This window comes from Streptomyces sp. NPDC002853 (assembly GCF_053591915.1).
Map to the genome: position 1 here is coordinate 321,196 of NZ_JBSFUS010000012.1, position 15,057 is coordinate 336,252.

Consider the following 15,057-nt stretch of genomic DNA (forward strand, 5'->3'; position numbering starts at 1 on the left):
GCGTTACTCGCGGTCCTCTGCGGTCGAACGGCGGCGCAGGGCGAACAGGACTCCACCGCCGACGAGCACCACCGCGGCGGCGGCGATACCGATGATGACACCGGTCGAGCTTCCATCCTTGGAGGAACTCTTCCCATCCGCGGGCTCCGCTGACCACCAGGACCAGTAACCGTCCTGACCGTAGATGTTGCCCGCGGCCGTCGGCATGGTGGTAATGGACTTGATCTGGTCGGTGCGGTAGGCCTCGACGGCGTTCGGGTACGCCAGGATGTTCATGTACCCGGAGTCGTAGAGCCAGGACTGCATCTCCTTGACGGTCTCCGCGCGCTTGGCCGGGTCGTACTCCGCCAGCTGCTTGTTGTAGAGGTCGTCGAACTTCTTGTCGCAGATGAAGTTGTCGGTCGCGGCGCTCTCCTTGGCCTTCTCCGGCAGCGCGGCGCAGGAGTGGATGCCGAGGACGAAGTCCGGGTCGGGGTTGACCGACCAGCCGTCGAACGCGAGATCGTACTCACCCGCGTACCAGGGCACGGACACGTCATCGAGGCAGTTGACCTTGAGCCCGATGCCAAGGTCCCCCCACCACTCCTTCAGATACTTCCCCACGGCCTTGTCGTTCGGGTCGGTGGCGTGGCACAGGATGCGGAAGTCGAGCGGCTTCCCGTCCTTGCCGACGCGCTGGCCGTCGCCGTTCTTCTTGTAGCCCGCGTCGTCGAGGAGCTGGGCCGCCTTCTTGGGGTCGTACGACAGCTTCTGGTCGGCGGAGGGCTTCCAGGCGTACTCGGAGAAGCGGGGCGGAATGTAACCCTCGCCCTCGACGGCCTGCCCCTGGAAGACCTTGTCGACCAGCGCCTCACGGTCCACGGAGAGGAAGAGCGCCTGGCGCACCTTTTTGTCCAGGAGCGCCGGATGGCCGTCACCGAACTTCTTGCCGTCGCGGGTCTTGGCGCCGGGGTTGGTGGCGATCGCGAAGAAGCGCCGGCCCGGCCCTTCGTTGACCTTGACGTTCTCGGTGCCCTTGAGCTCGGCGGCCTGGGCGGGCGTGAGCGCGGGCTGGCCGGCCACGAAGGAGACCTCGCCCTTCTTGAGCGCCGCGACGGCCGCGTCCTGGTCCTTGTACGTCTTGAAGACCAGCTCGTCGAACTTGGGCGCACCGCGCCAGAAGTCCTTGTTGGCCTTCAGCTTCACGTACTGGTCGGTCTTGTAGTCCGTGAGGATGAAGGGGCCGTTGCCGACGACAGGGAAGTCCTTGTCGTTGTTGAACTTCGAGATGTCGTCGACCTTCTCCCAGACGTGCTTGGGGACGATCGGCACATCGAGGGCGGCCATGGTCGCCTGCGGCTTCTTCAGCTCGATGACCAGCTTGGTGGGGCTGGGGGCCGTCACCTTCTTGAAGTTGGTGACGAAGTTGGAGTTCGACGTGGCGGTGCCCTCCTTGGACATCACCTTGTTGAACGTCCAGGCCGCGTCCTCGGCGGTGGCCTTCTTGCCGTCCGACCACTTGGAGTCGTCCCGGATGGTGTACGTCCAGGTCAGCTTGTCCGCGGAGGGTTCCCACTTGGTGGCGAAGCCCGGGATCGCGTGGTTGTCCTTGGCGTCGTAGTTCGTCAGGTACTCGTACGTCAGGCGGTGAATGCTGGTGCTCAGCAGCCGCTGGGCGAGGAAGGGGCTCAGCGAGTCGACGCTCTGGGCCACCGCGACGGTAAGGGTCTCCTTGCCGTCCGCCTTGGCCTCGGCCTGCTGGGGCGCCGGGTTGAGCGGAGAGGCAAGACCCGCGGTCAGGGCGAGGGCTCCCGCGCCGGCCGCCAGGAGGAGGCGCAGGCGTGCGGGTGCCTTCGGGGGAGACTCCGGGGGCGCCTTGGTGGTGGGGTGAGACCGTGCTCTGTCGTGCTGATCTTGTGTGTCCATGGGTCGGTGACCTCGCGTCATCGCTCGCGCAGAGATGGCTAGTTGATCAAGGAACGCCAGCTGGTTGATGTGTGTGTCTACCAGCGCCAGTCTGCGTCAGTCAACGGCAGGTGAACCCCATGTGGCCTGCGGAAATAACGAGTTGACCCGTTTTTCATCCGCATTGGTCAAGACCTGTGAAGCGTGGCTGGTCGGGGGGTGACGGTGGGGGGAGGGGCAGGTGGGGGAGTCGCCGGGTACTGGTGCGGTTTGGGGCGCGCGGGCGACTGCCTTCGCCCCCTTGGTGCATCTTCGGCGCTGCCCCCATGCCGTCCCGGTGGCCCGCCTCCCCGCCTCCCCGCCCTGGTCCCTTCGGTGCTTGGGTCAGGCTGCGGGGTGATCGGGTGGGTGGGCGGGAAAGTCTGTTCGTCAGTGGAACTGGGGGGCGCCGGGATAACGGGCTGGGCCCGCACCAGGGTTCGGTGCGGGCCCAGTTGAGATCGGCGGAGGCGAAGGCTACTGCTGCGGCGCCTCCGGCGCGGGAGGCTGCGGCGGCTGATACGGAGCCCCGGGCTGGAACGGCTGCCCAGGCTGAGCGGGCGGAGGCGCCTGCCCCGGCTGAGGCTGCCCCTGAGGCGCAGGCGCAGGCGCAGGTGCAGGTGCAGGTGCAGGCGCAGGTGCAGGCGCCTGGAACGGCTGCCCCGGCCCCGGCGCCGCAGGCGACTGCGGAGGCGCAGCGTTCTGCCACCCCTGCGGAGCACCCGCCCCCGGCTGCTGCGGATAGGGCTGCCCACCGGGCTGAGGCTGCTGCGGGTGAGGCTGGGGAGCGTACGGCTGCTGGGGTACCTGCCCGGGCTGAGGCGCCTGCCCGGGGTACGGGGCCTGCCCGGGCTGCGGCGCCTGCCCACCGTACGGCTGCGGCTGCGGCTGCGGCTGCGGCTGGCCAGGCCCCGGAGCCTGCCCGGGGTAACCCCCCTGCCCAGGCAGGGGCGGAGCCACCACCGGCGGCGGATTCCCGTCGGAAGTCCAGAGCCCCTGCTGCTGCTGAGCCCGCACGAAATCCTCCGCGACCATCGCGGAGAGATTGAAGTACGCCTCCCGCACCTTCGGCCGCATCATGTCGAGGTCAACTTCGGCACCGGCGGCGAGATGCTCGTCGAAGGGGATGACGACAACTCCCCGGCACCGCGTCTCGAAGTGCGACACGATGTCGTCGACCTTGATCATCTTCCCGGTCTCACGCACTCCGGAGATGACGGTGATCGACCGCGAGACGAGATCGGCGTACCCATGGGCCGACAACCAGTCCAAGGTCGTCGACGCACTGCTCGCACCGTCCACGGACGGCGTAGAGATGATGATCAGCTGATCGGCAAGGTCGAGGACCCCTCGCATGGCGCTGTACAGCAGCCCCGTACCCGAGTCGGTCAGGATGATCGGGTACTGCTTTCCGAGCACATCGATCGCGCGCCGGTAATCCTCGTCGTTGAAGGTCGTCGACACGGCCGGGTCGACGTCATTGGCGATGATCTCGAGCCCGGACGCGGCCTGCGAGGTGAAGCGCCGGATGTCCATGTACGAGTTGAGGTACGGGATCGCCTGCACGAGGTCACGGATGGTGGCCCCGGTCTCGCGGCGCACGCGACGCCCGAGCGTACCGGCGTCGGGGTTGGCGTCGATGGCAAGGATCTTGTCCTGCCGCTCGGTGGCAAGCGTCGAGCCGAGCGCGGTGGTGGTCGTGGTCTTGCCGACACCGCCCTTCAGACTGATGACGGCGATGCGGTAGCAGGACAGCACCGGAGTCCGGATCAGCTCCAACTTCCGCTGCCGCTCGGCCTCTTCCTTCTTGCCGCCGAGCTTGAACCGCGACCCACCGGCGGCGGGCCGACTGCTCTTGGCCTTCGGCTTGGTGTTGCGCAGCAGCCGGTCGGAGGACAACTCGACGGCAGCGGTGTAACCGAGGGGCGCGCCGGGGTTGGTCCGCTCACGCTGATCATGCTGCACGGCCTGCGGCCAGGCGGCGCCGGTACGGGGATCGACGGGCGGTTGCGGCTGAGCCTGGGCCGGGGGCTGGGCTTGGGGCTGCGGCTGAGCCTGGGGCTGCTGCTGGGCCGGAAGCGGCTGCTGCTGAGGCTGCGGCTGTACGGGGGCCGACTGCTGCGGCATGGCCTGCGGCGCCGGCTGCTGCTGCGCAACGGCGGGCGGAAGCGGCTGCTGGGCCTGAGGCGCGGGCGCGGGCGGCTGAGGGAACCCGTAACTGCCCTGCGGGGCGGGGGAGTTGGGATCACCAGGGGCGGGCGCCCCCTGCTGGGGGAACCCATATCCACTCGGCGGTACGGGAGCTCCCCCCTGCTGCGGGAACCCGTAACTACCCTGCTGAGAAGGCGCAACGGGGCCGGACGCCGGAGCCCCGGCTTGGGGGAACCCGTACCCGGCGGGCGGGGCGGCTGCTTCGGGAGCGGGGGCCGGAGGCGGGGTCGGCGTCACGGGAGCGGGGGCCGGAGCGGGGTCAGAAGCAGGCGCACCGGCCTGCGGGAACCCGTACGGGGCTGGCGGAGCGGCCGCTTCGGGAGCCGGTGCCGGTGCCGGTGCCGGTGCCGGAGCCACGGGAGCCGGAGCGGGGGCAGGCGCCGGAGTCCCGGCCTGCGGGAACCCGTACCCAACAGGCGGAGCCGGAGCCGGAGTCGGCGTCACGGGAGCAGGCGTAGGAGCAGGCGCAGCGGACTGCGGGAACCCGTACCCACTCGGCGGCGGAACCGGCGCATCGGCGACCGGCGAGGGAGCCACGGGCCCGGTGGGCGAGGGCCAGGCCGGGGGCGCAGGCTGCGGGGCCTGCGGCTGCGCGGGGGCGGGAGCGACCTGCTGCGGCGCCTGCGGCTGAGGCTGAGCCTGTACGGGCTCGGCGGCCGGCGCCGGCTCCGCGGGAGGCGTCACGGCCTGGGAGGGCTCGGGCCACTGCGGCGCAGAGGTAGGCGCGGCGGGCTGGAAGGCGGGCGGCAGCGGCGGAAGCCCACCGTTCGGTGCGGGCGGCGGAGTCCAGGAGGGCGGCACGGAGTCCTGCACCTCATCGACGGGCGCGACAGGCGCGGCGTCCTGAGGAACGGCGTCGTTCGGAGCGACGTCGTGAGGAACGGCGTCACGGACCTCGTCCTCGGCATCTCCCGCGTCGTCGGAGGCGCCGACCTCGCTGTCCGCCCCGACCTCCCCGAAGGCACGGCTGCCACTCAAGTCCGCGGCGGCGGAATCGCTGTCACCCGAGAAACCCCCACTACGACGCTCGTCACCTCCCACTTCATCGACCTCGACCTCGACCTCGGCCTCGGCCTCAGCATCAGCCTCAGCATCGTCAGCGTCATAGTCATCGATGCCAAGGCCGAGAGACGAGCCAGCGCCAACCTCGTCGTCATCAGCTTCCCCGGCCCCGGCCCCGGCCCCGGCCCCGGCCCCGGCCCCGGCCACAGGCTCACCGGCGGAGTCATTCCCCGGAGCCTCCGCGGCGGCCCGCTCCTCGATCTCCCGCTTCAGGGCGGCGGAGGAGAACCGCATGGTGGCGCCACTCTCAAGATCACCACTGCTGTCGGCAAGAGGCTCGACCACAGGAGAGGGCGCAGAAGCAGGCTCCACCTGAAGCTCCGCAACAGCATCATCGCCGTATCCATCGCCATCGCCATCGCCATCGCGACCGATCTCCGCCTCAGGCTCCGCCTCCTCGGGCGCAACCTCAGGCTTGGGCACAACACCAGTCACATGCACGGAGGAGGCAACACCAGCAACGGCACCACTCCAGTCAGCAGCACCCCCAGAGGGCGAACCACTCTCAGGCGCACCAGAGTCCGAAGACTCAGCGGGAGCCGGAGCCGGAGCCGGAGCGACCGGCGCAGACCAATCAGCCCGCGGCTGGAACCCCCCACCCACAGGCAGCTTCGGCACAACGGAGGGCGGCGCAACAGGAGGAGACAGCGGAGCCGGAGGCTCAGGAGCAACGGGAGGAAGAACAGGCTCCTCAGAAACCGCAGACGCTGACGCAGCCGCAGATGCAGGTGTAGCCGCAGAGGCAGACGCAGCCGCGGACCCCGACGGCGACGCAGGCGAGTCATCCGAGGCAGGCGCAGCGGAAGCTGACGCCGAAGGAGTCTCCCCCGCGCTGCCGGACGCATTCTGCGTATACCAGGCAGGAGGGGCGTAGTCGATGGTGAACTCGCCCGTCGTCTCGGCAGCGGACTCCGCGTCGGACTGATCATCGACGGGTGAATCCCAGCCCCCGCGGATCTCGTCCCGATCGCTGTTCACAATGCCTCCTGATGTGGTCGAGCACCATCGTGCCGTGGTGGGAGGGCGACCGTTTCTGTCGTCCGATCCGCCATGGCTCTCCCCGTGGTGGACGCACACCACCCACTCCCGGGTTCTGGCGACGCGTCCAGTACCAGCCTAATCACCAAAAGCACCAGCACGGCAGGGCAGCCCACCCCCCGAATCCTGTCCTTTCCATCACGCTCCCCACAGGAGCGATCCCCGTATCCGAAACGCCGACGGACAAATCAACCAACAAGCTCCAAATATTGACTAATTCGCTCGGTCAGCCGACACCGACCCCCCGGTCAATCCATCCTCCGTGCCGTACCCAACAATCCGGTCTCGGCGTCCGTAGGCTGCGTCATCACGTACTGCCGGTCACGATCGGCACACCACAACGTCACCCCGTCAGCAAGCGTCGGCAACGCCTCCACCTCACCGCGCGGCAGTCCCACGGACCGCCCTATCTGAACCGCCTCATCCGGTGAGACCCGCTGCACACCCACGAGCCGGGCCTGCCGGATCAGCCGAGGCGCGACCGGACTCAGATAGGGCAGCAGCGTCAGCACCGATTGCCACGGCCCGGAGACCACCCGCCCCCGCGGCGGCCGCATCCCGCAGTCGCGCACCACGAGGACCGGACTTCCCGCCGAAGCGCCCTGCGGGGGAACGCGCCCCACCTCATGCACCGACATACCGCTCGGCCCGACGCCGAGGGCCTCCACGAGCTGCGCCCAAGCTGCTGCCCGGCCGGTCTCCACGGCCACCCGCGCCCCCGTCGCGGCCGCTCGCAACGCGATGACCTGCGCTGTCCACAACCCTCCGATCAGCAGCACGTCGTACGGAGTCGGGCGGTTGACGCCGAGAACAGAGGGCTGGCCCTGTGCGTCCACGCCGATCACGACGCCATCGTCGCCGATGGGCAGGGCCAACGCGTCCACTTGCTCGGCGGAGAGGGCGTGGCGACGATGCCGCGGCCCGAGCAACCCGAACCCGCTGCGCAACGCCGTGCGGAGCCCCTCGCCCCTGGTCGGCGGCGCGGTGGGAGTGGTCGGATCGGTGACGGTCATCAGCGGGTCCCCCCGAGCGGCAGAGTGGCGAGCATCCCGGGCAGCTGCTCACGATCGAGCCGGACCAGCCCTGCGCCGGCCTGTTGGGCTCCCCGCTCCAACGCGCGCCGAGCGGTGTCCAGCTCGGCGTCACTGCGACCGGTCACCCGCACGTGCCCGCACAACGACACCTCCTGCCGTTCGCCGCGGCGCAAAGTGAGACTGAACGTCGTGGCAAGCGTCGGGACGGCGGTGAGCAGCGCGACGAGCTGAGGCAGGGACGGACCGCCCGCGCTCCCCAACTGCGGCCAGCGGCGCACCCAATAGGTCGTGTGGCGGCGGTTGTCACAGCGCCAGGCGCGCGCGGACTCCTCGGTCCTGCGCTCGGGCAGCTCTGTCCGCCCGGCCTCAGCGGTGACCAGCGGATTCGCGCCCGCTGAGGTGGCGATGGCGGCAGCCAACTGCTCCTCGGACAGTGCCGTGGCCCGGAAACCGGCCCCCGTCAGCCGACTCGCCAGCTGATCCATGGCGCGCACCACGCACTTCTGAGCCCCGACGAGCCCGCCCCCGCGCGCTGCCACGGCCTCGGGGCATAGCTCGGGATCGAGCTTCAGAGCAACCCACGTGATCCGTACGGCGGGTGCTCCGGTCTGAGCCTGCAGAGGGGCGTAGTTGCTGACGGCCACGGATTGCTGCGGGAGATGCAGTGCGGGCGCGGGCTGGGTGTGCTGCACGATCTGTGCCGACTCGAGACGGATCCCGTCCACATCCAGGGCATCCCGTACGAGCCCGACCGGCAACGGCTGTCGCCCACGCTCGGCCCGCAACGCGGTCGCGTCCGACTCGACTTGCAGCACGGCGGTCACGAACGTCCCGTCCCCGACCATTCCGACCTGCCGCCGATCCCGGTCTGCGTATACATACGTACGCAGGGCCGGATCGCACTCGACGGCCGGGGCGAACGCCGGTTCCGTGCCCGGCGGTATCGGAGCATTCGCCGCCCGGCGCTTACGTGCCCGCAATGCCCGCGCGGTGCCGAACCATTCGTGCCACGCACGGCCACGACGACGGACGACCGCGAGCAGCACCAGTACGGCGGCGACGACAGCGATCGGCACGACGGCCAGCGGGTCGATCACCCAGGCGGCCAGCAGGAGGGCGGCAGCCACCTCGATGAGTACAAGCCGTTGCAAGCGAAACGAGCCGAACTGTGCCGAGCGCGCGCGGAGATGGAAGGTGACGGGCCCTCGGGACTGCGTGGCACCGACCCCATCGGGCGCTGCCCGCCGTTGATTTCCGGACCTCGACGGTCCCTGAGCCCCGGTCCGCGCTGCAGCAGCCATCAGTCCAACCCCCCGTAAATTCTCCCGAATCACCCAGGTGATGGCGGGACACGAACCCTCGGGAGTGCCCGCGAACCTTACCCACCTCACACGCGTGATTACTCAACAGGCATAGTAGGGGCCGGGTCTGACAACGGAGGGTGGGGGTGGCATGCCCCCGGCGCTGCACGGGGGAGAAGCAGACACTCATGGCATCACGGCGGGACGAACTCAACGCCTACACCTTCGCGAAGCGCCGCACGCTGGCGTCCTTCATCCAGCCTTCGCCGTCGGGCTCGGAGGAAGGCGCACCGCGCCCGCTGCGAGGCGTGGTTCCCGGCATCATCGTCGGTGTGATCGTCCTGGCCGTCTTCGGCGCATGGGGCATGTTCAAACCGGCGGCCAAGCCAGGCTGGGACAAGTCCAAGGAACACGTGATCATCGCGAGCAAGTCAACGACGCGATACGTGGTCCTGAAAACGGACGGCAAGCGCCAGCTCCACCCGGTCCTCAACATGGCCTCGGCGAAGCTCCTCCTCGACGCCGACAAGGGTGACGTCATCAACGTCGACGAGTCGGTCCTCGACAAGGGCAAGATCCCGCACGGCGCCACCATCGGCATCCCGTACGCCCCCGACCGCCTGCCCAGCGAGTCCGAGGCCGGCTCCGCCAAGCGCTGGGCGGTGTGCGAGCGCCCCGGCGAGGGCGGCAGAGCCATCCAGAAGGCCGCGTTCATCCTCGCGGAGCGCGAACAGAACAAGACCGAGGGCAGCGAACGGCTGCGCGGCGGCGAGCTGTTGTACGTCGTAGGGCCCGACAAGGTCCGCTATGTGGTGGACGCCCGGGGCAGGGCATACCGGATCGCGCAGAAGGATGAACTCGATGGCCTGCTGCGCACCATCGTGGGCTCCGACCGTGGTGAACCGCAACGGGTCTCCAGTGAGTGGCTCAAGACGCTGCACTTCGGTGACCCGATCACCTTCCCGAAGGTGGAGGGCGTTCCCGGAGCCGCCGCCAACGTGAAGGGCCTCCAGGACCGGCAGGCGAACCGGGTCGGCATGGTCCTCAAGGCAACCGAGGGCGCGGGGACGCAGCACTACGTAGTGGAGCCCGGACGCATCGCGCCGGTCTCCGACTTCACCGCGCACCTGCTCCTCGGCAGCCCGGACTTGGTCGACGTGGGCCAGGGCGGGCACGCCCGCAACCTGAGCACAGGCGCCTTCGCCCCGGACACCAGGGTGTTCGGTTCGGAGTACGCATGGCCGAGCCAGGCTCCGGTGACCGCCAATGAAGCCTCCGAGAGCGCGGGGAGCCGCAACACCGTCTGCAACGTCCTTCGCAAGGTTGATGGCGACGGTGGAGACACCACGCTCAGCACGTGGGCAGGAACAGACTTCCCGGCCACGCTGCCCACGGGCTCGTCCAGCGCGTACGTGACGGCAGGATCGGGTCTGCTCTACCGCCAGTTCACGGGCTCCGAGACCAAGGCGGGCCCCGTCTTCCTCGCCACGGACACGGGTTTGCGCTACGCGATGCAGTCCAACAGCGACAGCGCGACGGATGACGCCGGCATCGGCACCTCGGCCAAGCAGCGCAAGCAACAGCAGCAGGAGGCGCGGCAGGCCCAGACCCGGCTCGGCTACGCGAACGTGGACGCGACCCCGGTGCCGGCTTCCTGGTCCACGTTCCTCCCCACAGGCCCGCGTCTCTCGACCTCGGCTGCACGCCAGCCGCAGGGTTCTTAGGCGGCGGGGGACCTAATGGTGACGCACACACCCCGCCGGCCGTCCCTTGCAGCAGCTACGGCGGCGACTCTGACGCTGATCGCGACGACAACGGTGCTGACTGCCCCTACCGCGACGGCGGCCGGCGACCAGTGCACGTTCGGGGGGAAGAAGTACGCGGGCCGTCCCTGGGCGCTGCAGCGGGTCCTCCTGGACGAGTTGTGGCGCCAGTCCACCGGAAAGGGCGTACGGGTAGCGGTGATCGATACGGGAGTGGACGTCAAGAATCCACAGCTCAAGAGTGCGGTAGAAGCATCAAAGGGCCGCAATTTGCTCCCCAAGAACCTTAAGGACGACAACGGAGACAAGATCGAGCGCGGCAAGGAGAACGGCACGACGGACACCGTCGGCCACGGCACGCGCGTGGCGGGCATCATCGCGGCCCGCCCGGTCAAGGGCACCGGCTTCGTGGGCCTGGCCCCCGAAGCGACGCTGATCCCCATTCAGCAGAACGACGCGGAGGGTCACGGCGACACAAAGTCTCTCGCCGAGGCGATCGACTACGCGGTCACGGCGGGGGCGGACGTCATCAACATCTCCCAGGACACGGCCAACGCGGTGGAACCGGCCCCGATGCTGAAGCAGGCGGTGGACAGGGCACTCGCGCGCGGGAAAGTGATCGTGGCGTCGGCCGGCAACGACGGCCTGGGCGGCAACGTCAAACCGACCTACCCGGCCTCCTACGAGGGCGTGTTGGCGGTAGCGGCATCGGACCGCAACAACGAACGGGCCGCGTTCTCCCAGTCGAGCGAGGCCGTGGGCGTGGCAGCCCCCGGCGTGGACATGATCTCGACGGTCCCGGGCGGCGGCCACTGCTCGGACAACGGCACCAGCTTCTCGGCCCCGTACGTGGCGGGAGTGGCGGCCCTGATCAAGGCCAAGCACATGGACTGGACGCCGCGCCAGATCACGGCCCAGATCAAACAAACAGCGGAACGCTCGGTGGCGGGCCACGACCGCCTGGTCGGCTGGGGAGTGGTGGACCCGGTCCGAGCCCTGACGGAGGACGACCACCCGATCGAGACCCCGAAAGCCGAGGAAGGCATCACTCGAGCGAAGGCCCCGACTCCCGCGAAACTCAACCTCGGCGAAACAACCGAGGAACGCACGGCTCGAATCGCCACGTACGTGGCGGTTGGCGCGGGGGTCGTGGTGGCGGGGCTCGGTGGGGCGGGGGTGGCTGTGCGGGATTGGCGGCGGCGGGAGCGACGTAGTGAAAGAAACAGGTAACCCCGGAACTTCGATGCCTGCCATGCGAATTCGGGGTGGGACGCCCACGCAGGCTATGACGGATTTTCGGGAGGCATGCTATAGCCAGCCGGATCGCAAGAACCATCGCTGCCGCTCAGATCATCGAGATTTCCTGCTACTCAAGATGGGAAGCGCTGGTTGTTCTCAATTATTGATCACCCCTGACTGGGATCTATTACACGAGGTGGACTTGCAGGAAACCTCAACTCTTCCCTGCATTCGCCAGCAGTAAAGGAATATTCTGCAGCCTGGAAAGCAAAGTCAGTCAAGGCTTGACGGAGCTCGAATCCGGAAACGCGACTCTCGCCTACAATCTTTGACTCGACAATAAGAGAGTACGCTTCAACGGCTTCGCTGGGCTTACTCCCAGGGGGAGTACATCGCATGTAGACGACTGTTTCGCGGGGCCACGAAAGAGCATGAACCTCGCCGGAGACACCCAGTGACTCTCCTCTTAGGCTATCGCGGTAGAAGTTCTCCCACGACTTCACGCTTGAATCGTGAGTTTTCACCCATGCCGACAGGATTGAATCGTCGCTCGTGCTTATCGCGCAATTGAAGGAAAACTGATCTCCGGGCACAGTCTTTCGCGAAGTGTCATCTACCTTGCGGGCAGCCGGGAGTATGTCATCTGCAGTGGCGCGCGTGACTGCTCCGTTGCATGGTTTCTCTGGTAGCGATTCGATACCGCTCAGGAAAAACCTTCGGTACCCAAGTACTGAGCCGACGATAAGAACTGCACACGCTGTGACGCCAAGAGCTACTTGAATTTTCCTGTTTTTGATCTTAAGGCTCGTCTGTTTCATTCTATGCACTCGGTCGATTCTTAGCATCTTCCATGCGGGCATCACTCTCTACCCACCCGCTCTGGGTCGCCGTACGAATGATGTTATCTAGACTGTCTTTGCTTACCTCGGAATAGCCGTGTTCCTTGCGAGCCTCAGCCGCTGCGTCAAGCATGGTTTGAATGGTTGCATCTTCGGTCATATTCAGCTTCTTTCCGCTGTGGTAGATTGCTTTATCCTTTTCATCCACATCGCGCCCCTCAAAGATATTGTCAACGCCGAGTGCTGCAGCACCTCCGAAGAATGCACCTCCCGCTGCGGCGGCTGCCTCTGCGGCCATTCCTTGCGGAGCCAGGGCGACAGTACCTACTGCGACTCCAGTTGACACAACGGTCTTGAAGAAATCTCCCTGCCGCTTGAGCGCGTCGTTCGCGCTTTTGTCAGCCGTCACCTGTTCATCAATACTGACGTCAGCACGTGAGTGGCCGAGAATCCCCTCGATCACCCCAGAGTTATGCGCAATGGCCTCGATCGCTTCTGATGTTGCTCCTCCATAAATATCTGGATTCGCCATATGTGCTTCGATGGCACTACTGGTATAAATGGTGCGACCGTAGATTACTGAGGCGGCCGCGTCGTCGTCCTTGCCGAGCGCGTCCAGGAAGCGATATGTGTCCGTGCGATCAAGTCCTCTGGGCAGTTCGCTGTTCGTCGTAAAGATATTATCTGCGCCCGGGCCTGCAATTGTCCTGTTAATCTCCGGCATGTAACCTGCTGCGATATGCCCGAAGCTCTCGCCCGTACTCTTGGTTACGAGCTCTTCTCCATCTTCCGGAGCTGCGATGGCATGCATGAGGTTGTTCACGATTTCTACCTGATTCCTGTTATGTGGAATCGGGCCGGCGGGCGTCAAATCTCCGTGCGATACCCCCGTAACTGCGGCCTCTAGTGCGTGACCAACAGATGCCCCTCGGTCTGTATTCCTGGTGCTCTCAAGCAAGTGGTTCAGGTTCGACTTGTCATGAAAAACATCCTCCGCGGCATCGGGATTGTGCGAGAGGGCATCCATGAAGCCAACCATGGGGTCGCTACCATTCGACTTGCCGAAAATGAGATCGATGTTAGGGCTGTCTCCCCAAATATCCTTGGTCCCCATCGCTCCTGAAGCATGAGCTTTATCCCTTTTAAGGAGGTCATCGCCGTATCCCGCGAGGAAACTTTTGTCGTAATTTCCGTGGTGCATCAAGCTACTCATTACCTGGAATCCCTGCACACCCACTGGTGCTCCAGAAGCTTTATTATTGAAGTTGCTGTTTCCCTCCCTCAGTACCTCGCGCTCCCACCTCTGCATATCTGCAGAATCGGACTGCGTCGCTGTAGCCAACGTCATGCTGAAATTCTTCTGCAAATCCTTGTAAGCGTCAATGTCGGCACGATTTCCCTGGTGTGTCGCGGCGATGTCGGTCCAGAACTGCAGCGTCTGTTTCCCACCGAGGCTCGTTGCGAATCGCTCGGCAAAGAGGTCGTCGCTGCGATATTTCTTTAGATCGCGATTGAAGGCGGCGATTTGCTTGTCGGACATGCCCTCCGGACGCCTTGCGAGCTTCGCCCATTTCTCGGCATCTTCAAGCGCGTCGGCAGCGGAGTCACGATCCTTGTACTTGGCGTCCGAGAAGCCATACTCAGCTTGATCTGCGATTGCGCGGAGAACCTCGGCAGCTGTGGTGTCACTTTCAGTCGCTTGGTTCAGAATGCGCAGAAGCTCATCCCGGAGCGGCTCGACCGCTTTTTTGCTCTCGGGAGGCTCGGGGTGCACGCTTACCAAGACCTTGAAACCGCCACCGTCCACGCCGTACACCGAAAGGCCCTTCTTGAAACCTCTTTCGATAGCGCGATTCAGCTCGTCCCTACACTTGATGAGTTCGCCGCGAGTGTCACGTAGAATATTATGAATTGTGGTGGCCTGAGTGACGGCATCGCTGAACTCGCCCGCTGTTTTGCTGATAAATTCTCGGGAGACAGTGGCGTTCACACCGGCCCAATTGGCGCGGTTGGCCCCTTGCTTAAGGCCAACCCTAGCGACCTTTTCCATTTCGGTCAGGTTCCTGATGGTGGAGGACCAATCTGTGATGGCCTCCCCCAGTGCTGAGAAGTTTGCCTGGCGCAGCTCTTCGAGATTCACGGGCGCTTCCCCTCGTCAAAGGCCTTGTCAAGCGTCTCAATGCTGCTCATGGCGCGATAAATGGTGTCCTCGTCGCTCTGGTGAGTCTTCCTTGTGAAACGCATGTGGTTCGAGATATGCGCGCACGCGTCCAAGAGTGACTTCAGCTGCTCCTCCCACCGAGTCGAGACGTGCTGAAGAGCACCTCCTAGAGCGAAACCTTGTGACCTCAGCTCGCCGGCGGCTGTGTCGCTGGTGGGCACGGCAACACGTGCTTCCCGCCATAGCCGGTCGTATAGATCGTGAGCTTTGCTACCGACTGCGGCCAGATCCTTGTTCGAGACCTTGAGTACTCCCGCCTCCGTGGGCATACCTAGCCCTCGACCGCCATCGCCGGGATCAGCCCCGTTCAGCCGCATGTGTGCGGAACTGCGTTCAGTCGCCTCCGCCTTGAGCTTTTCCCACTCGTCCCATGCCATGGGCGCACCCTTCCCCCGTGACTCAGGCCACCTCGTCGGATGACACTGT

At 66.1% G+C, this 15,057-nt stretch carries 8 protein-coding genes and 1 pseudogene; 2 read left to right on the forward strand and 7 right to left on the reverse strand.

The features are described 5' to 3' along the window. Window positions 1-3: 3 nt before the first annotated feature. The 5 genes and pseudogenes from ACWD02_RS32085 to eccE form a co-directional block, all read right to left on the reverse strand. Window positions 4-1,905, reverse strand: a complete 1,902-nt coding sequence (locus tag ACWD02_RS32085) for an ABC transporter substrate-binding protein (protein WP_451216710.1) — start codon at window positions 1,903-1,905, stop codon at window positions 4-6. A gap of 495 nt (window positions 1,906-2,400) precedes the next feature. Then, a complete protein-coding gene (locus ACWD02_RS32090) occupies window positions 2,401-5,799 on the reverse strand; it encodes a nucleotide-binding protein (protein WP_451216832.1) in 3,399 nt (1,132 codons plus the stop codon). Between the two features lie 246 nt (window positions 5,800-6,045). Continuing rightward, window positions 6,046-6,276 (reverse strand): annotated as a pseudogene (locus tag ACWD02_RS32095) (SCO5717 family growth-regulating ATPase); the annotation flags it as partial. Between the two features lie 206 nt (window positions 6,277-6,482). Continuing rightward, a complete protein-coding gene (locus ACWD02_RS32100; protein WP_451216713.1) occupies window positions 6,483-7,247 on the reverse strand; it encodes a hypothetical protein in 765 nt (254 codons plus the stop codon). Next, window positions 7,247-8,569, reverse strand: coding sequence for a type VII secretion protein EccE (eccE, locus tag ACWD02_RS32105; protein WP_451216715.1), 1,323 nt, complete (start codon window positions 8,567-8,569; stop codon window positions 7,247-7,249). Before eccE ends, ACWD02_RS32100 begins: the two co-directional genes overlap by 1 nt. A 188-nt stretch (window positions 8,570-8,757) precedes the next feature. Between eccE and eccB the strand changes: the two genes are divergently transcribed. Both eccB and mycP read left to right on the forward strand, forming a co-directional pair. Beyond that, window positions 8,758-10,293: a type VII secretion protein EccB gene (eccB, locus tag ACWD02_RS32110; protein ID WP_451216718.1), complete on the forward strand. Its 1,536-nt coding sequence runs from the start codon at window positions 8,758-8,760 to the stop codon at window positions 10,291-10,293. Window positions 10,294-10,308: 15 nt separating this feature from the next. After that, window positions 10,309-11,562, forward strand: coding sequence for a type VII secretion-associated serine protease mycosin (gene mycP / locus ACWD02_RS32115; protein WP_451216721.1), 1,254 nt, complete (start codon window positions 10,309-10,311; stop codon window positions 11,560-11,562). An 828-nt stretch (window positions 11,563-12,390) separates the two neighbouring features. On the opposite strand, the gene ACWD02_RS32120 is transcribed toward mycP, so the two are convergent. Together ACWD02_RS32120 and ACWD02_RS32125 are read right to left on the reverse strand one after the other, a co-directional pair. Next, complete coding sequence (locus ACWD02_RS32120; RefSeq protein WP_451216724.1) at window positions 12,391-14,550, reverse strand: hypothetical protein; 2,160 nt, start codon at window positions 14,548-14,550, stop codon at window positions 12,391-12,393. Further along, entirely contained in the window at window positions 14,547-15,008 is a 462-nt protein-coding gene (locus ACWD02_RS32125; RefSeq protein ID WP_451216727.1) for a hypothetical protein, read from the reverse strand. Before ACWD02_RS32125 ends, ACWD02_RS32120 begins: the two co-directional genes overlap by 4 nt. Window positions 15,009-15,057: the final 49 nt, after the last annotated feature.

Bases quoted from the DNA above. Each gene is read 5' to 3' on its own strand.
- eccB (WP_451216718.1), top strand. From the start codon at position 8,758: ATGGCATCACGGCGGGACGAACTCAACGCCTACACCTTCGCGAAGCGC.
- ACWD02_RS32125 (WP_451216727.1), bottom strand. From the start codon at position 15,008: ATGGCATGGGACGAGTGGGAAAAGCTCAAGGCGGAGGCGACTGAACGC.
- ACWD02_RS32085 (WP_451216710.1), bottom strand. From the start codon at position 1,905: ATGGACACACAAGATCAGCACGACAGAGCACGGTCTCACCCCACCACC.
- ACWD02_RS32100 (WP_451216713.1), bottom strand. From the start codon at position 7,247: ATGACCGTCACCGATCCGACCACTCCCACCGCGCCGCCGACCAGGGGC.
- mycP (WP_451216721.1), top strand. From the start codon at position 10,309: ATGGTGACGCACACACCCCGCCGGCCGTCCCTTGCAGCAGCTACGGCG.
- eccE (WP_451216715.1), bottom strand. From the start codon at position 8,569: ATGGCTGCTGCAGCGCGGACCGGGGCTCAGGGACCGTCGAGGTCCGGA.